15 protein-coding genes are annotated in these 16,829 nt (G+C 66.6%); 11 read left to right on the forward strand and 4 right to left on the reverse strand.

Features of this window, described 5'->3' with window-relative positions:
- Nucleotides 1–3: 3 nt before the first annotated feature.
- Nucleotides 4–345, reverse strand: a complete 342-nt coding sequence (locus tag HZY97_RS05385) for a hypothetical protein (protein WP_180141288.1) — start codon at nt 343–345, stop codon at nt 4–6.
- Between the two features lie 47 nt (nt 346–392).
- Here HZY97_RS05385 and HZY97_RS05390 point away from each other — a divergent pair, with 47 nt between their 5' ends.
- The 4 genes from HZY97_RS05390 to HZY97_RS05405 all read left to right on the forward strand — a co-directional run bounded on the left by HZY97_RS05390 (nt 393) and on the right by HZY97_RS05405 (nt 4,627).
- Entirely contained in the window at nt 393–746 is a 354-nt protein-coding gene (locus HZY97_RS05390) for a Rieske (2Fe-2S) protein (protein ID WP_180141290.1), read from the forward strand.
- An 80-nt stretch (nt 747–826) separates the two neighbouring features.
- The gene (locus tag HZY97_RS05395) at nt 827–1,978 is read left to right on the forward strand and encodes an isovaleryl-CoA dehydrogenase (protein ID WP_180141292.1); all 1,152 of its coding nucleotides are present in this window, start codon (nt 827–829) and stop codon (nt 1,976–1,978) included.
- A 320-nt stretch (nt 1,979–2,298) separates the two neighbouring features.
- A complete protein-coding gene (locus HZY97_RS05400; RefSeq protein WP_257214878.1) occupies nt 2,299–3,693 on the forward strand; it encodes an epoxide hydrolase family protein in 1,395 nt (464 codons plus the stop codon).
- Nucleotides 3,694–3,808: 115 nt separating this feature from the next.
- Nucleotides 3,809–4,627, forward strand: coding sequence for a helix-turn-helix domain-containing protein (locus tag HZY97_RS05405; protein ID WP_180141294.1), 819 nt, complete (start codon nt 3,809–3,811; stop codon nt 4,625–4,627).
- Here HZY97_RS05405 and HZY97_RS05410 read toward each other — a convergent pair.
- Nucleotides 4,620–5,798 carry an SGNH/GDSL hydrolase family protein gene (locus tag HZY97_RS05410; RefSeq protein ID WP_180141296.1) on the reverse strand — a complete coding sequence of 393 codons (1,179 nt, stop codon included), beginning with the start codon at nt 5,796–5,798 and terminating at the stop codon, nt 4,620–4,622. The two genes, HZY97_RS05405 and HZY97_RS05410, sit on opposite strands and share 8 nt — an antisense overlap.
- A gap of 128 nt (nt 5,799–5,926) precedes the next feature.
- Here HZY97_RS05410 and HZY97_RS05415 point away from each other — a divergent pair, with 128 nt between their 5' ends.
- Nucleotides 5,927–6,937: an alpha/beta fold hydrolase gene (locus HZY97_RS05415; RefSeq protein WP_180141298.1), complete on the forward strand. Its 1,011-nt coding sequence runs from the start codon at nt 5,927–5,929 to the stop codon at nt 6,935–6,937.
- Between the two features lie 112 nt (nt 6,938–7,049).
- Here HZY97_RS05415 and HZY97_RS05420 read toward each other — a convergent pair whose 3' ends face one another.
- On the reverse strand, nt 7,050–9,119 hold the full coding sequence (locus tag HZY97_RS05420; protein ID WP_180141300.1) for a M13 family metallopeptidase: 2,070 nt from the start codon (nt 9,117–9,119) through the stop codon (nt 7,050–7,052).
- Between the two features lie 127 nt (nt 9,120–9,246).
- Between HZY97_RS05420 and HZY97_RS05425 the strand changes: the two genes are divergently transcribed.
- The 6 genes from HZY97_RS05425 to HZY97_RS05450 all read left to right on the forward strand — a co-directional run bounded on the left by HZY97_RS05425 (nt 9,247) and on the right by HZY97_RS05450 (nt 15,356).
- Nucleotides 9,247–10,848, forward strand: a complete 1,602-nt coding sequence (locus HZY97_RS05425; protein ID WP_180141302.1) for a carboxyl transferase domain-containing protein — start codon at nt 9,247–9,249, stop codon at nt 10,846–10,848.
- A gap of 29 nt (nt 10,849–10,877) precedes the next feature.
- Complete coding sequence (locus HZY97_RS05430; protein WP_180141304.1) at nt 10,878–11,393, forward strand: hypothetical protein; 516 nt, start codon at nt 10,878–10,880, stop codon at nt 11,391–11,393.
- Nucleotides 11,390–11,698 (forward strand): DUF3088 family protein, encoded by a 309-nt coding sequence (locus tag HZY97_RS05435; protein WP_180141306.1) that lies wholly within the window; start codon nt 11,390–11,392, stop codon nt 11,696–11,698. The genes HZY97_RS05430 and HZY97_RS05435 overlap by 4 nt, the downstream gene beginning before the upstream one ends.
- Nucleotides 11,699–11,821: 123 nt before the next feature.
- A complete protein-coding gene (locus HZY97_RS05440) occupies nt 11,822–13,690 on the forward strand; it encodes an acetyl/propionyl/methylcrotonyl-CoA carboxylase subunit alpha (protein WP_180141308.1) in 1,869 nt (622 codons plus the stop codon).
- A 2-nt stretch (nt 13,691–13,692) separates the two neighbouring features.
- Nucleotides 13,693–14,148 carry a MaoC family dehydratase gene (locus HZY97_RS05445; protein ID WP_180141310.1) on the forward strand — a complete coding sequence of 152 codons (456 nt, stop codon included), beginning with the start codon at nt 13,693–13,695 and terminating at the stop codon, nt 14,146–14,148.
- Nucleotides 14,145–15,356: an NAD(P)/FAD-dependent oxidoreductase gene (locus tag HZY97_RS05450; protein WP_180141312.1), complete on the forward strand. Its 1,212-nt coding sequence runs from the start codon at nt 14,145–14,147 to the stop codon at nt 15,354–15,356. The genes HZY97_RS05445 and HZY97_RS05450 overlap by 4 nt, the downstream gene beginning before the upstream one ends.
- Here the strand turns inward: HZY97_RS05450 and HZY97_RS05455 are convergent.
- A complete protein-coding gene (locus tag HZY97_RS05455) occupies nt 15,353–16,816 on the reverse strand; it encodes an NAD(P)/FAD-dependent oxidoreductase (RefSeq protein ID WP_180141314.1) in 1,464 nt (487 codons plus the stop codon). The two genes, HZY97_RS05450 and HZY97_RS05455, sit on opposite strands and share 4 nt — an antisense overlap.
- Between the last annotated feature and the right edge of the window lie 13 nt (nt 16,817–16,829).

The following is a 16,829-nucleotide window of genomic DNA, read 5'->3' on the forward strand; positions in this document are numbered from 1 at the left end:
CGGTTATTCGTTGCGGACCATCGCCTCGACCCGTGGGGACCTGGCGGTGACCACCAGCTCGCAGCCGCCGCTGGTGAGCCGGATCGTCGCAGGCCCGGCACCCGATGCGCCGATCGCGAGCATGCTGTCACGAACGTCGATTCCAACCGGATGGGGCAAGTCCTGGATCGCCCGGGTGACGGCGAGATCATGTTCCTGTTCGGCTGCATCGAACGTGTTGAAGCGCGCGATCATCGCGCGAAGCTTCGCGCAGTCGACGACCGACTCTGCAGCTTTCGTTGATTTGGGGCTTTCGCAGCCCACCGTGGAGAGAAGCAACGTGACACAAGCAATGCTACGGATCATGGAGCCTCCTCTCGACCGGCAGCTAGGCTAGCAAAGTGGAGTTCGCGTTGGAACGCCTCACCGAAACCCCGCCAGGCGTCACCCTCGGTCCGCTCGACCTCATCGCCGACGGCAAGGCGCGCAACTTCGTGCTGGAAATGCGCGCCGGCCGCTTCCACGGCTTCGTCGTCCGCCAGGGCGAGAGCGTCCGCGGCTATCTCGACCTGTGCGCGCACATGGCACTGCCGCTGTCGAACAAGCTCGACGACTATCTCACCCCCGATGGCAGCCATATCCAGTGCAGCTGGCACGGCGCGCTCTACCGGATCGAGGACGGCGTCTGCGTCGGCGGCCCGTGCACCGGCGCGCGGCTGCGGCCCTGGCCGGTGGCGGTGGTGGACGGCAAGATCCTCACGGCCTGATCGGTCTTGCACGGGCGGGCGAAATGCAGGATTAGAGGCGAATATAGGTCAGCAATACTGACTATACTTGGAGAGTGGCGATGACCCCCGATTTCGATTTCGGCCTCGGCGAGACCGCCGACATGATCCGCGAGACGACGCAGCGCTTCGCCAAGGAGCGGATCGAGCCGCTCGCCGCGAAGATCGACGCCGATGACTGGTTTCCCCGTGACGAGCTCTGGCCGGCGATGGGCGAGCTCGGCCTGCACGGCATCACCGTCGAGGAGGAATTTGGCGGCCTGGGTCTCGGCTATCTCGAGCATGTCATCGCGCAGGAGGAAGTCGCCCGCGCCTCGGCCTCGATCGGCCTCTCCTACGGTGCGCATTCGAACCTGTGCGTCAACCAGATCCGCCGCTGGGCCAATCCGGAGCAGAAGGCCAAGTATCTCCCGAAGCTGATCTCGGGCGAGCATGTCGGGTCACTCGCCATGTCCGAGGCCGGTGCCGGCTCGGACGTCGTCAGCATGAAGCTGCGCGCCGAGAAGACCGACGGCGGCTATGTGCTCAACGGCACCAAGTTCTGGATCACCAACGCGGCCTATGCCGACACGCTCGTCGTCTACGCCAAGACCGGTGACGGCTCGCGCGGCATCACCACCTTCCTGATCGAGAAGGACATGCCCGGCTTCTCGATCGGCCAGAAGATCGACAAGATGGGCATGCGCGGCTCGCCCACCGCCGAACTCGTGTTCAACGATTGCGAAGTGCCCGAGGAGCAGGTGATGGGCCCGCTCAACGGCGGCGTCGGCGTGCTGATGTCGGGCCTCGACTATGAGCGCACCGTGCTCTCCGGCATCCAGCTCGGCATCATGCAGGCCTGTCTCGACGTGGTCATTCCGTATGTCCGCGAGCGCAAGCAGTTCGGCCAGGCGATCGGCCATTTCCAGCTGATGCAGGCCAAGGTCGCGGACATGTATGTCGCGCTCAACAGCGCGCGCGCCTATGTCTACGCCGTCGCCAAGAGCTGCGACGCCGGCAAGACCACCCGCTTCGATGCCGCCGGCGCGATCCTCCTCGCTTCGGAGAACGCCGTGAAGGTCTCGCTTGAGGCGATCCAGGCACTCGGCGGTGCCGGCTATACCAAGGACTGGCCAGTCGAGCGCTTCGCCCGCGACGCCAAGCTGCTCGACATCGGCGCGGGTACGAACGAGATCCGCCGGATGCTGATCGGTCGCGAACTGATCGGAAACTAGTCCCTCTCCCAGCGGGAGAGGGAGGGAGCCGACAAAGTCGGCGGAAGGGTGAGGGCAGCGTAGATGCCTGCCCTCACCCTTCCCACTCGGCTCCGCCTCGCGGGCCCCTTCCCGCTCCCAAGGGGAGCGGGAGTCCTCGCCCATGGCCGCGCTCCTTGCTCCATGTTAAAGCCGGTCGTTCCGCGACCGAGTCGATTATTCGACGGACGCCATACGCCCGCCACTGACTCCCTTGCGCAACGCAGCGCCGGCCCTGACGGCCGGCACGTCTTGCCGTTTTCGGCGTGGACTGCGCGCCGAACGGCTCGAGGAGAATGGTCATGCGAACCGTGAACCCGTTTATCGGCCGGCGTCACTTCATGGCTGCCACTGTGGCAGGCACGATCGGAGCGTTTCTTCCGCTCGCCCCCGCCCACGCATCGACGGCCCCGCCGTCCTCGGGCGCTGAGACGCTGAGTAGCGCCACATCCGCGGGTTCCACCAGCAGCGGCACGACATCCTCCTTCCTGATCGGCTCTCCCGGCGCTCCGGAGTTCGCCGGCGACACATCGATCCGCCCGTTCAAATATCATGCGCCCGACGAGGCGCTGGCCGATCTCAAGCGCCGCATCGCCGCCACCCGCTGGCCCGATCGCGAGACGGTGAAGGACACCACGCAGGGCGTGCAGTCCGACACGATGCACAAGCTCGCAGCCCATTGGGGCACCGACTATGACTGGCGCAAATGCGAGGCGCGGCTGAACGCGCTGCCCCAGTTCATGACCAATATCGACGGGCTCGACATCCACTTCATCCATGTGAAGTCCAAACATGCCGGCGCGCTGCCGGTGATCGTCACCCATGGCTGGCCGGGCTCGATCATCGAGCAATTGAAGATCATCGGCCCGCTCACCGATCCGACCGCGCATGGCGGTAGCGCCGCCGACGCCTTCGACGTGGTGATCCCCTCGCTCCCCGGCCACGGCTTCTCCGGCAAGCCCGAAGCGGTCGGCTGGGATCCGCAACGCATCGCCCGCGCCTGGGGCACGCTGATGATCCGGCTCGGCTACACCAAATATGTCGCGCAGGGTGGTGACTGGGGCAATGCCGTCACCGAGCAGATGGCGCTGCAGCAGCCCGCGGGACTGGTCGGTATCCATACGAACATGCCTGCGACGCTGCCTGACAACATCTCCGCCGCGCTTGCCGGCGGCCCGGCTCCGACCGGTCTGCAGGGCGACGAGAAATATGCCTGGGACCAGCTCGACTTCTTCTGGAAGCACGGCCTCGCCTATGCGCAGGAGATGTCGGCCAAGCCGCAAACGCTCTATGCACTGGCGGACTCGCCGATCGGCCTGGCAGCGTGGATGCTCGACCATGACCTGCGCAGCTATGAGCTGATCGCCCGCGTGTTCGACGGGGTGCCCGAGGGGCTGAGCAAGGACGATGTGCTCGACAATGTCACGCTCTACTGGCTGACCAACACTGCGGTCTCCTCGGCGCGGCTCTATTGGGAGAGCAAGCTCGCCTTTTTCGCGCCCAAGGGCGTGCCGCTGCCCGCGGCGGTGAGCGCCTATCCGGACGAAATCTACACCGCGCCGGAAAGCTGGACGAAGGCGGCCTATCCCAAGCTGATCCACTATAACCGCCTGCCCAAGGGCGGGCATTTCGCGGCATGGGAACAGCCGCAATCGTTCAGCCAGGAACTGCGCGACAGCTTCCGCTCGCTACGCTGACCTTAGCCTGGATCCTCCCCCAGCTTGCCTGGGGGAGGATTTAGTTCAAGCGCTGTTCCAACCCGCTTCGCGTCCGCTATCCTGCCCCAGCGTATCGGTTGGGAGGGTGAGCGTGATGGCATCTGCGGCGAAGGAGGAGCGCCCGCCGCTCGGCATGCTGCTGCGCGAGTGGCGCGCGGCGCGGCGGATGAGTCAGCTCGACCTTGCGCTAGAGGCCGATCTCTCCGCCCGCCATCTCGGCTTCATCGAAACGGGCAAGTCGCAGCCGAGCCGCGAGACCGTCGCGCGTCTCGCCGATGCGCTCCGCGTGCCGCTGCGCGAGCGCAACGCGCTGCTGCTCGCCGCCGGCTATGCCCCGCATCATCCCGAAAGCCCGCTGGCCACGCCTGCACTCGATCCTATGCGCCAGGCGATCGACCTGATCCTCCAGCACCAGGAGCCCTACCCGGCCTTTGTGCTCAATCGCTATTTCGACGTGCTGGGCGCCAACGCCGCCGCGGTGCGGATCAACGCGCTTGTGATGGGCGATCGGCCGAGCGTCCACGCCAATCTGCTCCACCAGATCTTCGACCCCGCCGATTTCCGCCGGGTGATCCTCAACTGGCCCGAAGTCGCCGCGCGCTTCATCCGCCAGTTGCACGAGGAACTGGTGGCAACCCCGTTCGACACCCGCGCCCGCGCGCTGCTGAACGAAGTGCTCGCCTATCCGGAGGTGCCGCAGGGCTGGCGGGTCCGCGACATCGCCGCCGAACCCACCCCGATCGTCACGCTGACCTTCGCGAGCCCCGAAGGGCCGCTGCGTTTCTTCGAGACGATCACCACCTTCGCCGCCCCGCGCGACGTCACGCTCGACGAGATCCGCATCGACTGCGCCTTCCCCGCCGACACGCACACCGCCGAAGTGTGCGCGCGGCTGGCGCAGGACGTCACTTGAACAGCGACAGCGGGATCGCTTCGCCCATCCTGGTTTCGCCGGCGCCGTTCGGGTGGAGATTGTCGCCGCCCTGCAGCGCGGCGGCGAGGCGCTTGGGATTGGCGGGATCGGCGACCGACTTCTGCAGATCGACCACGCCGTCGAATGTGCCCGAGGTCAGGATCCAGTTGTTGATCTCGGTGCGCAGCGCCTCGCCGACGGGTGTCTGATAGCCGGCGCCCTCGAACGGCAGGATTGTCGCGCCGATCACCTTGATGCCATGTGCATGCGCGCGCTGGACGAGCTGGCGGAAGCCCGACTTCAAATCATCGGCGGTCACCACCGGACCATTGTTTCGGCCCGAGCCGCCAATGTCGTTGATCCCCTCGAGGATCACGACATGCGTGACGCCGGGCAGCGCCAGCACGTCGCGGTCGAAGCGGGCAAGCGCGTTGGGGCCCGCGCCGCTCGACAGGATGCGGTTGCCCGAGATCGCCTGGGTGACGACCACCTGGGGCATCCCTGCCGCCGCGATCCGCCGGCCGAGCACATCGCCCCAGCGGCACGCCGGCACTGCGTCATTGGCGCAGCCGGTATTGTCGGTGATCGAATCGCCATAAGCGACGATTACCGGGCGCTGCTTCGTACCCAGCACATCGACCTCGGCGAGCAGCGGACGCGGGCTCGACTGGCTCACGGCCATGAAGTCCTTGTCGGTGAAGTCACCCGCGGGCGAGATCGCCGTCTTCGCCCCGCTGGCACCGTGGACCGTGTCGATATCGACCTTGTCGGGCATGTAGAGCGACACTTCGATCACATCGAACTGCTTGACCGGCAGCGCCACTGCGTCGCTCACCAGCGGCGCGGCGTTGCGCAGCTTGCCCTCGCTTTGCCCATCGAACGTCACGCGCACCGGCTTGCCGCCGGCGATCCGCACCGTCGCGGCACCGATCCGCATCGCCGGGCCGTAATCATTCGCCAGCCGGATACGAACCTTGCTGCCCGCGGCGCCGACGCGCACCTGCATGCGCAGGGTCGCATTCTCGACCGAGACGCGCTGGGCGGGCTGCGTCGCCTGCCACATGCTGGCGGTCCAGGCGGGCGTCCAGGCGTCGGGCCCGGGACGGGCATCGGCAGGATTGGCGAGGAACAGCAGCGGTGCGATCACCACTCCCAGAGGCATCCGGCGCATTAATGGTCTCTCCCGTTATTTTGCGGCATATTATCTTATCGATCTTACTTTACCAGACCTTCGTATAGTTTCCATCGCGTCCCCGGTCTGCCAGGCATATTCCACAACCCCAGCCTCGGAGGATCATCATGAGCGGACAGGATCGGCGCAGCTTTTTCGGCACGGCGGCAGCAGCGCTCGCCGCGGCACGGTTCGGCATGATGCCACAGGGTGCCCATGCCGCACCCCGCCCCCTCGCCCCCGACTTCCCGCCGCTCAAGCAGATCGACGCGGGGCTGCTCCATGTCAGCTATGCCGAAATGGGCCCGGCCACCGGCCCGGCGGTGCTGCTGCTCCACGGCTGGCCCTATGACATTTACAGCTTCGCCGAAGTCGCGCCGATCCTCGCCGCCAAGGGCATGCGCATGATCATCCCCTATCTGCGCGGCTATGGCGGCACGCGCTTCCGTTCGGCCGACAGCCTGCGCAACGGGCAGCCGGCGGCGATCGCGCAGGACATGATCGACCTGATGGATGCGCTGAAGATCAAGCACGCCGCGCTCGCCGGCTTCGACTGGGGTGCGCGCACCGCCGACATCATGGCCGCGCTCTGGCCCGAGCGCGCCGAGAGCCTGGTCTCGGTCAGCGGCTATCTGATCGCCGGACAGCAGGCGGGCGCCCAGCCGCTGCCGCCCGAGGCGGAGCTGCAATGGTGGTATCAATTCTATTTCGCCACCGAACGCGGCCGGCTTGGCTATGAGAAGTACCGCCGCGAATTCTCGAAGCTGATCTGGCAGCTCGCTTCGCCCAAATGGCAGTTCGACGACGCCACCTTCGCGCGCTCGGCAGCGGCGTTCGACAATCCCGACCACGTCGCGATCGTCATCCATAATTATCGCTGGCGCCTCGGCCTGGCCGAGGGCGAGCCGCGCTATGCCGATCTCGACGCCAGGATCGCTGCGGCCCCGACGATCGCAGTGCCGACGATCACGATGGAGGGCGATGCCAACGGCGCCCCGCATCCGCAGCCTGCGGCCTATCGGGCGAAGTTCACCGGTCCCTATGCGCATCGCACGCTGACCGGCGGGATCGGCCACAATTTGCCGCAGGAAGCGCCGGCGGCATTTGCGCAGGCGGTGATCGACTCGCGGTCGCTCTAACGCGCTAACTGTTCCCCGGCGAAAGCCGGGGCCCAGGGTTTCTCTTCCGTCTCGCTTGCGACCCTGGACTCCGGCTTTCGCCGGGGAACAGGTTCGGCAAAGCGCTATGACCTCACCAGATCTTCACGCGCTTGTCCGGCGCCAGATACAGCTTCTCGCCCGGCTGGACGTTGAACGCCGGATACCAGGCATCGAGGTTGCGCACCGTGAACGCGCGCCAGCGGCCCGGGGCATGCGCATCGGTCGCCACTTCGGCGCGCAGCGCTTCCTGGCGCTGCTTCTCGCGCCAGCTCTGCGCGAAGGCGAGGAAGAAGCGCTGGTCGCCGGTCAGCCCGTTGATCACCGGCGCTTCCTTGCCGCCGAGCGAGGCGTGATACGCCTCATAGGCCGCAGTGAGCCCCGCCACATCGGCAATGTTCTCGGCCAGCACCTGCTCGCCCTTGAGCTTGAGCCCCGGCAGCACTTCGTAGCTGCTATACTGCGCCGCCAGCGCCGCGCTGGCCGCCTGGAAGTGCTTCAGATCCTCGGGCGTCCACCAGTTGCGCAGCTTGCCGGCGCTGTCGAAGCTGGAGCCCGTATTGTCGAAGCTGTGGCTGATCTCATGGCCGATCGTCGCGCCGATCGAGCCATAGTTCGACGCCGCGTCGGACTTGGGATCATAGAACGGCGCCTGCAGGATCGCCGCGGGGAAGTTGAGCGCATTCTGCAGCGGCAGATTGACGGCGTTCACCGTCTGCGGCGTCATCCACCATTCGCCCTTGTCCGGCGCCTTGCCGAGCTTGGCGAGCTGGTGCCGGGTCTCGGCCTGGTCGGCGCGGATCAGATTGCCGACAGGATCGTCGGCCTTCACTTCGAGCGAGCCATAGTCGCGCCAGGTCTCGGGGTAGCCGACGCCGACGCGCATCGTCTCGATCTTCTTGCGCGCCTCGGCCTTGGTCGCCTCGTCCATCCAGGTGAGGCCGGCGACGCGCTTGTCGAACGCCGCCTTGATGTTGGTCACCATTCCCTGGATGTCGGCCTTGGAAGAGGCCGGGAAATAGTCCTTCACATAGAGCTGGCCGACCGCGTCACCGAGATTGTTGTTCACGCTGGCAATCGCCCGCTTGTCGCGCGGGCGCATCGCCTGCTGGCCGCGCAGCTGCTTCGAGAAGAAGTCGAAGCTCGCCTGGTCGAACTTGGCCGGGAGCACCGCGGTGACCTGGTTGATCTGGTGGAAGGCCAGCCAGTCCTGCCACGCCTCGATCGGCTCGCTCTCGACCAGCTTCGCCAGCTTCACCGTCGTGTCGGGATGCCAGACGATGAATTCCTGCTGGCTGCCAAGGCCAGCCGCGCTCCAGAAGCCGTCCCAGTCGATCCCGGGCGCCTTGGCGGCGAAGTCGGATTTCTTCCACCAATTATCGGCCTTGTTCACGTCCTGGCTGGCGACGAGGTCTGTATGCGCCGTGGCGATCTTGGTCTCGAGGTCGAAGACGCGAGCCGCGCGCGCCGCCGGATCGCTCATGCCGGCCAGCGTGAAGATCTTGACGAGATACGCCTTATAGCCCTCGCGCGCCTTGCCCATCTCGGGCGTCTTCGAGAGATAATAGTCGCGATCCTCGAGCCCGAGCCCGCCCTGGAGCACGTAAGGGACCGTCACATCAGGCTTGTCGAGCGCCTGGCTGATCCACAGGCCGAACAGGTTTTCGGTGTGGAAATTGGTCGCATTGAGCGGATCGAGATCGGCGCGGACATTGCCGCCCAGCATCGCCGAAAGCGCCTTCCTGTCCTTGATCCCGGCAATCGCATCCAGGGTGGGCTTGAGCGGCGCCAGCCCGCGCGCTTCGATCCCGGCGGTGTCGGTAAAGCCCTTGTACCAGTCGGCGATGCGGCGCTGGTCGGTGCCGGCACCGGCGTTCGCCTTCAGCGCGGCGTCGATGATCGCCCGGTTGTTCGCCTCGGCCTTGTTGAACACTTCGAGGAACTGCCCGATCTGCACGCGGTCGGCCGGGATCTCGGCCTTGGCGCGCCAGCCGCCATTGGCATATTCCTCGAAATCGTCGCCCGGCTTCACCTGCTTGTTCAGCCCGGCCAGGTCGACACCGATGCCGGTGCCGGCCGCGGCGGTGGTCCCGCTGCCCGTGCCCGAAGGCGAGCAGGCAGTGGTCGCGAGCAGTGCCGCGACGAGGAGTGCGTGGGTCTTCAAGGCGACTCTCCTGTATTACTGTATGGCTGGGGTGCTACTCCTGCTTATCCCTTTGCGCCAGCACCTTCCCATGCCAGTCTCACCGGTGTAGGGAGAGGAAAACTAGGACAGGAAGGATGCCCTATCTATGAGCGCCCCGGTGCTCGATTCGAGGGTTGCGGCGGACGCTGAGGATTTCCGCGCCCGCGCCGCGCATAACCGCACGCTGGTGGACCAGCTCCGCGCCGATGTCGCCCAGGCGGCGCTCGGCGGCAGCGAGGCTTCGCGTGAACGCCACACCGCCCGCGGCAAGCTGCTGCCCCGCGAGCGAGTCGAGCGGCTGCTCGATCCCGGCGCGCCGTTCCTCGAGATCGGCCAGCTCGCCGCCTGCGACATGTACGAAGGCGAAGTCCCCGGCGCGGGCATGATCGCCGGCGTGGGCCGCGTCTCCGGCCGCACCGTGATGATCGTCTGCAACGACGCCACGGTGAAGGGCGGCACCTATTATCCGATGACGGTGAAGAAGCACCTGCGCGCCCAGGAGATTGCCGAGCAGAACCGCCTGCCCTGCATCTATCTGGTCGACTCCGGTGGTGCGAACCTGCCCCACCAGGCCGAGGTCTTCCCCGACCGCGATCATTTCGGCCGGATCTTCTTCAACCAGGCGAACATGTCGGCGCAGGGCATCCCGCAGATCGCCTGCGTGATGGGCAGCTGCACCGCGGGCGGCGCCTATGTCCCCGCGATGAGCGACGAGAGCGTGATCGTCCGCGAACAGGGCACGATCTTCCTCGCCGGCCCGCCGCTGGTGAGGGCGGCGACGGGCGAAGTCATCACTGCTGAGGATCTGGGCGGCGGCGACCTCCATGCCCGCAAATCCGGCGTGGTCGATCATCTCGCCGAGAATGACGAGCATGCGCTGGCCATCGTCCGCGACATCGTCAGCCATCTCCCCGCCGATCGCACGCCCGACATCGCGCTGCGCGAGCCGCGCGCGCCGAAATATGCGCCGGAAGAGCTGTACGGCATCATTCCCGAGGACGTCCGCGCCCCGTACGACGTGCATGAGGTCATCGCCCGCCTCGTCGACGGCAGCGAATTCCACGAGTTCAAGGCGCTCTACGGCACCACCCTGGTCTGCGGCTTCGCGCATATCTGGGGCATGCCGGTGGGCATCATCGCCAATAACGGCGTGCTGTTCAGCGAGAGCGCGCAAAAGGGCGCGCATTTCATCGAGCTGGCCTGCCAGCGCCGCGTGCCCTTGCTCTTCCTCCAGAATATCTCGGGCTTCATGGTCGGCGGGAAGTACGAGGCGGAAGGCATTGCGAAACATGGCGCAAAGCTGGTCACTGCCGTCGCAACCGCCACGGTGCCCAAGCTCACCGTGCTGATCGGCGGCAGCTTCGGCGCCGGCAATTACGGCATGTGCGGCCGCGCTTACAGCCCGCGCTTCCTGTTCACCTGGCCCAACAGCCGGATCAGCGTGATGGGCGGCGAGCAGGCAGCCTCGGTCCTCGCCACCGTCCACCGCGACGCCGAGAAATGGTCGCCTGAGGAAGCGGAAGCCTTCAAGGCCCCGATCCGCCAGCGCTACGAGGATGAAGGCAACCCCTGGCACGCCACCGCGCGGCTGTGGGACGACGGCATCATCGACCCCGCCCAGACCCGTGACGTCCTCGGCATCGCGCTTGCCACCACGCTCAACGCCCCGATCCCCGAACGTCCGGCGTTCGGCGTGTTCCGGATGTGACGACTGTCCGATTTCCTGAAAGGTCCGCTATGAAGCTTGTTCTCGCAGCCGCCCTCGCCTTCCTCGCGCCGCTTCCCGCGCTGGCGCAGACCGGTCCTACCACGCCGACCCAGAAGCTGCCCCCGGCCAACCCGCTCCCCTATGAGGACCCGGAAGTCGCCGCGGTAATGACTCCGATCAATGCCCTGTTCGCCGCGATCGCCAGGCGCGACGGCCAGGCGGCGTTGCCCTATGTCCGCGCCGAGGGCCGCGCCACCGCGACCGGTACCAAGCCCGACGGCACCCCGGTGATCACCAGTCATAGCTGGGCCGAGTTCGCCGCCGGCATCACCCCCGGCCCCGAGCGCTTCGAGGAGCGGATGACCGGCCCCGCGGTCGAGATCGACGGCGACATCGCGATGGTCTGGGGCGACTATGTCTTCCTGGTCGATGGCAAGACCCGCCACTGCGGCGTCGACCATTTCGACCTGGTCCGCGACAATGGCAGCTGGAAGATCCTCAACGTCACCTGGTCGCGCCGCACCACGGGCTGCCCCGGGCAATGAGCCGAGATACGCTCTTCCTGCTCGACACCGACTGGGCAGACCCCGCGCTGGGCGGCGAGCGGCATTTCTACTGCAAGGAATGCATGATCGTGGAGGGCCTGCTAGCCACCTTCCCCGAGCGTGCTGCGAATATCGACGTGGTCCGCATCGCCTGGCCGCGCCCGCGCACCGCCGTGATCGCGGCGATCGGCGCGGAGAACCAGAACCTGCCCGCGCTCGCTTGGGACGGTGGCTTCGCCAACGAGATCGAGGCCCTGCTCGCCGCGCTGGCAGAGCGCCACGGCTTCCCGGAGCGCCACCCGTGAGGGCTGTCCTACACGGCCGAAACATGCCCATGCTTGGCCGACGGGCGGAATTTGCACGCGCTTTATTTTCATAGGCCGCAAGCGCGAATTTAGTGAAGTTTGCGAAGGTTCGGAACGAGCAAGATGTTGAAATCACTGCTGATTGCTAATCGCGGGGAAATTGCCTGCCGCATCATTCGCACCGCCCGGACGATGGGTGTGCGCACGATCGCAGTCTATTCGGATGCCGACTCGAAGGCATTGCACGTCCGCGAGGCCGACGAGGCGGTGCATATCGGCCCCTCCCCCGCCCGCGAGAGCTATCTGGTCGGCGAGAAGATCATTGCCGCCGCCAAGGCTACCGGCGCCGAGGCGATCCACCCCGGCTACGGCTTCCTTTCAGAGAACGCAGACTTCGCCGAAGCGGTGATCGCCGCCGGGCTGGTCTGGGTCGGCCCCAGGCCCGACAGCATCCGCGCAATGGGGCTGAAGGACGCCGCCAAGGCGCGGATGATTGCCGCCGGCGTGCCCGTCACCCCCGGCTATCTCGGCGAGGACCAGTCGCCCGACCGACTCAAGGCCGAAGCGGACGCGATCGGCTATCCGGTGCTGATCAAGGCCGTGGCCGGCGGCGGCGGCAAGGGCATGCGCCGCGTCGATGCAGCGGAGGACTTCGCCGACGCGCTCGCCTCCTGCCAGCGCGAGGCCGCCAGTTCGTTCGGCGACGAGCGCGTGCTGATCGAGAAGTATATCCTCTCACCCCGCCATATCGAAGTGCAGGTGTTCGGCGACAGCCACGGCAATGTCGTCCATTTGTTCGAGCGCGACTGCTCGCTCCAGCGCCGCCACCAGAAGGTGATCGAGGAAGCCCCGGCCCCCGGCATGGACGAAGCGACCCGCGAGGCGATCTGCGCTGCCGCCGTCCGCGCTGCCCAGGCGGTGGACTATGTCGGCGCCGGCACGATCGAGTTCATCGCCGACGCCAGCGAGGGCCTGCGCGCCGACCGCATCTGGTTCATGGAGATGAACACCCGGCTGCAGGTCGAGCATCCGGTGACCGAGGAGATCACCGGCCAGGATCTGGTCGAATGGCAGCTTCGGGTCGCCTCGGGCGAGCCGCTGCCGCTTCGTCAGGACGCGCTCGCGATCACCGGCCACGCCATGGAAGCGCGCCTCTATGCCGAGGATCCCGCGACCGGCTTCCTGCCCTCGATCGGCCCGCTGACCGAGTTCGACCTCAACGACGGCATGATCCGATCGGATAGCGGCGTCGAGGAAGGCGGCGAGGTATCGCCCTTCTACGATCCGATGATCGCCAAGCTGATCGCGCACGGCATCGACCGCGACGACGCGATCGAACGGCTTTCCAATGCACTACTCGGCACCAGTGTCTGGCCGGTGCGCACCAATGGCGCTTTCCTTCTCAAGGCGCTCGCCGACCCGGACTTCGCCGCGGGCAATCTCGATACCGGCCTGATCGCTCGTAAGGGCGACGCTTGGCTGCCGCCCAGGCTCCCCCGAGAAGATGTGCTGCGCGGCGCGGCCTGGCGCCTGATCGAGGACGAGGAGGGCGAAACGCCCCGCCTGCCCGGCTTCCGCCTCAACGCGCCGCAGCGCCTGACGGCTGTGCTAGATGTCCATGGCACCCGCGTACCGGTGGACTTCGTCGAGCCGGCCGAGAATTGGTACATGCGCCACGTCGATGACCGGGTGATGGTCAACGAGGAAGGCCAGACTTTTGCGATCAGCCTTGCCCGATTCGATGCTGCCACCGGTGTGTCGGCGGGCGACGGTGCGATCCTCGCCCCGATGCCGGGCCGGGTCACGGCCGTCGATGTCGCGGCAGGCGACACCGTCACCAAGGGCCAGCGCCTCGTCACGCTCGAAGCGATGAAGATGGAACACGGCCTCACCGCCCCGTTCGACGGCATGATCGCCGAGCTCAACGTGGCGCAGGGCAACCAGGTGAGCGAAGGCACGCTGCTGGTGAAGGTCGAGAAGGCGGAAGGCTGAGCATGGCAGGCAGGTTCTACGACGAGTGGCAAATCGGCGACCTGATCGCCCACGAACTGCGCCGCACCGTGACCGAGACGGACAACCTCCTCTTCTCGACGATGACGCACAACACCCAGCCGCTGCACCTCGATGCCGAGGCGGCGCGGGCGAGTGAGTTCGGCCAAATCCTCGTCAACGGCACCTTCACCTTCGCCCTGATGGTCGGCATCACCGTCGGTGACACCACCGCCGGCACGCTGGTTGCCAATCTCGGCTATGACGAACTGCGCATGCCCAAGCCGGTCTTCATCGGTGACACGCTGCGCGCGGAGAGCGAAGTAACCGAGCTGCGCCCGAGCAAGTCGCGCCCTGGCCAGGGCATCGTCACCTGGAAGCACCGGATGCTCAACCAGCGGGGCGAAGTGGTCTGCGAGTGCACCCGCTCCGCCCTGCTCAAGAGCCGGCCGGCGGCGTGAAGGATCATGCCGACATCGTCGTGATCGGCGGCGGTGCGGCGGGCGTGGCTGCGCTGCGTACTCTTGCCGATGCGGGCAGGGACGTGCTGCTGCTCGAAGCGCAGGACCGGCTCGGCGGCCGTGCCCACACCGTCCACATCGCCGGCATGCCGATCGACATGGGCGCCGGCTGGCTCCACTCGGCACCGAAGAATCCCTGGGCCGCGATCGCCGAAGCGCGCGGATTTCATGTCTATCGCTCGCCGGCGCGCTGGGGCGAGCAATGGCGCGGACTAGGCGCCTCGAAGGAAGAGCAGCAGGCGCTTTGGGCGGCATTCCAGGCGTTCATGGAGGCGATGCACAATCCGCCGCCAAGCGACTGCGCGGCGGACCTGCTGCCGAAGGATAGCGAGTGGAACCCCGCGCTCGATGCGCTCTCCGGCTATATCAACGGCGCCCCGATGCGCGAGATGTCGGTGATCGACTGGCAGACCTATGAAGACGCCTCGCTCGACATCAACTGGCGCGTCTGCGACGGCTATGGCGCGCTGGTCTCCTCCCATGCCGCGGCGCTGCCGGTGGCACTCGCGACGCCGGTGAACGCGATCGACACTTCGGGCAAACAGCTCCGCATCGAAACGCCGCGCGGGAGCATCACCGCCAACGCCGTGATCGTCACCGTCTCGTCCAACGTGCTCGCGAGCGGTGCGATCAGGCTGCCCGGCCACGACGCAATCCTCCACGCCGCCGCCCAGCTCCCGCTCGGCCTCGCCGACAAGCTGTTCTTCACGCTCGAGGGCGGCGAGGACGTCGACGACAATGCGCATCTGCTCGGCAACCCGCACAGCGCGTTGACCGGCACCTACACGCTCAAACCCTTCGGCCGTCCGCTGGTCGAATGCATGCTCGGCGGCGAAGGCGCGCGGGCGATGGAGAAGGAAGGGCTGAACGGCGCCGCCGCGTTCGCGATCGGCGAACTGGTCAATTTGCTCGGAAGCGACTGGCGCAGGAAGCTGCGCTTCGTCGCCGGATCGGCCTGGGGCCGCGAGACGCATATCCTCGGCGGCTACAGCCATGCCCGTCCCGGCCAGCACGGTGCGCGTGCAGTGCTGCGCGCGGGCGTGGATCCGCGCATCGGCTTTGCCGGCGAGGCCACGTCGGACGGGGAATTCTCCACCGCGCACGGCGCGTACAACACCGGCGTCGCCGCAGCGAAGGCGCTGCTCTAGGCCGCCTTCTTCCCCACCACAGGATTGGAGAACTCCATCTCCTGGTCGATCCCGCCGAACCGCAGCGCCATCACGTCGCGCGCATAATTCTGGTTCAACCGCCACGGCTTGCGCGTGCCCTGGCGCGGCAGCTTGTCCGCCGCACGCTGGACATAGCCAGACGTGAAATCGAGGAACGGCACTTCCTCCACCGGCGCGCTCACCCGCGGCGTGACCTGGCGCATCCCGCGCTTCGTCATCGCGTTGAGCAGCCGGGTGACATAGTTGGCGGTCAGGTCGCTCTTCAGCGTCCAGCTCGCATTGGTATAGCCGAACGAAATCGCGAAATTGGGCACGTCGGCGAACATCATGCCCTTGTAGGTCATCGCCTTGCCCGGTTCGAAGACCTTGCCGTCGACGGTGATCGGCATCCCGCTGAACAGCTGGATCTCCAGCCCCGTCGCCGTCACCACCAGATCCGCCGGCAGGTCCTTGCCCGAGCCGAGCCGGATCCCGTCCGCCGTGAAATGATCGATCGTGTCGGTTACCACTTCGGCTTTCCCGTCGCGCAGCGAAGCGAACAGGTCGGCATCGGGCACCAGGCAGACGCGCTGGTCCCAGGGATTGTAGCTCGGCGTGAAATGCGTGCCGACGTCATAGTCCGGCCCCAGCTCGTCACGGACCATCTGGACGATCCGCTCCTTGGTCTTGTCCGGGTTCTTGCGCGCCAGGCGGAAGAAGAATTGCTGGAGCAGCACGTTCTTCCAGCGGGTCAGGCCATAGGCGGTCATCGCCGGCAGCCGCTTGCGCAGCCAGTTGGCGACTTTGTCCTCAGACGGACGCGAGACGATATAGGTCGGTGAGCGCTGGAGCATTGTCACGTGCTTCGCCTGCTTGGCCAGCTCGGGCACCAGGGTCACCGCCGTTGCGCCGCTACCGATCACGACGACGTTCTTGTCCTTGTAATCGACATCCTCGGTCCAGAATTGCGGATGGACGATCCGCCCCTTGAAGTCCGCCACGCCAGCGAAGTCGGGCGTGTGGCCGCGCTCGTAATTATAATAGCCGGTGCACAGGAACAGGAAGGCGCAGGTGAAGGTCACCGCCTCACCGCCGCGCTCGGCCGTGACCGTCCACAGCGCGTCCTCGCTCGACCAGCTCGCGCCGGTCACCTTGGTCGAATAGCGGATATGCTCGCCGATCCCATGATCGCGCACCGCTTCGTCGAGATAGTTGAGGATTGAGGGCCCGTCGGCGATCGCCTTGCTGTCGGTCCAGGGGCGGAAGGAGAAACCCAAAGTGAACATGTCCGAGTCCGAGCGGATGCCCGGATAGCGGAACAGGTCCCAGGTGCCGCCCAGCCGCTCGCGCCCTTCCAGCACGACATAGGAGCGGTCGGGGCTGTTCGCCTGGAGATGCCAGGCCGCGCCGACGCCGGAGATGCCGGCCCCCACGATCACTACGTCGAAATGCTCGGCCACGCGTCTCTCCCGC

It is taken from the genome of Sphingomonas sp. R-74633 (genome assembly GCF_013416555.1).
Classification (GTDB): Bacteria; Pseudomonadota; Alphaproteobacteria; order Sphingomonadales; family Sphingomonadaceae; genus Sphingomonas.

What these genes read in the sequence shown, in the direction of transcription:
- HZY97_RS05410 (WP_180141296.1), bottom strand. Translation starts at nt 5,798, where the DNA reads ATGCGCCGGATGCCTCTGGGAGTGGTGATCGCACCGCTGCTGTTCCTC.
- HZY97_RS05425 (WP_180141302.1), top strand. Translation starts at nt 9,247, where the DNA reads ATGAGCGCCCCGGTGCTCGATTCGAGGGTTGCGGCGGACGCTGAGGAT.
- HZY97_RS05400 (WP_257214878.1), top strand. Translation starts at nt 2,299, where the DNA reads ATGCGAACCGTGAACCCGTTTATCGGCCGGCGTCACTTCATGGCTGCC.
- HZY97_RS05430 (WP_180141304.1), top strand. Translation starts at nt 10,878, where the DNA reads ATGAAGCTTGTTCTCGCAGCCGCCCTCGCCTTCCTCGCGCCGCTTCCC.
- HZY97_RS05405 (WP_180141294.1), top strand. Translation starts at nt 3,809, where the DNA reads ATGGCATCTGCGGCGAAGGAGGAGCGCCCGCCGCTCGGCATGCTGCTG.
- HZY97_RS05445 (WP_180141310.1), top strand. Translation starts at nt 13,693, where the DNA reads ATGGCAGGCAGGTTCTACGACGAGTGGCAAATCGGCGACCTGATCGCC.
- HZY97_RS05440 (WP_180141308.1), top strand. Translation starts at nt 11,822, where the DNA reads ATGTTGAAATCACTGCTGATTGCTAATCGCGGGGAAATTGCCTGCCGC.
- HZY97_RS05395 (WP_180141292.1), top strand. Translation starts at nt 827, where the DNA reads ATGACCCCCGATTTCGATTTCGGCCTCGGCGAGACCGCCGACATGATC.
- HZY97_RS05385 (WP_180141288.1), bottom strand. Translation starts at nt 345, where the DNA reads ATGATCCGTAGCATTGCTTGTGTCACGTTGCTTCTCTCCACGGTGGGC.
- HZY97_RS05415 (WP_180141298.1), top strand. Translation starts at nt 5,927, where the DNA reads ATGAGCGGACAGGATCGGCGCAGCTTTTTCGGCACGGCGGCAGCAGCG.
- HZY97_RS05435 (WP_180141306.1), top strand. Translation starts at nt 11,390, where the DNA reads ATGAGCCGAGATACGCTCTTCCTGCTCGACACCGACTGGGCAGACCCC.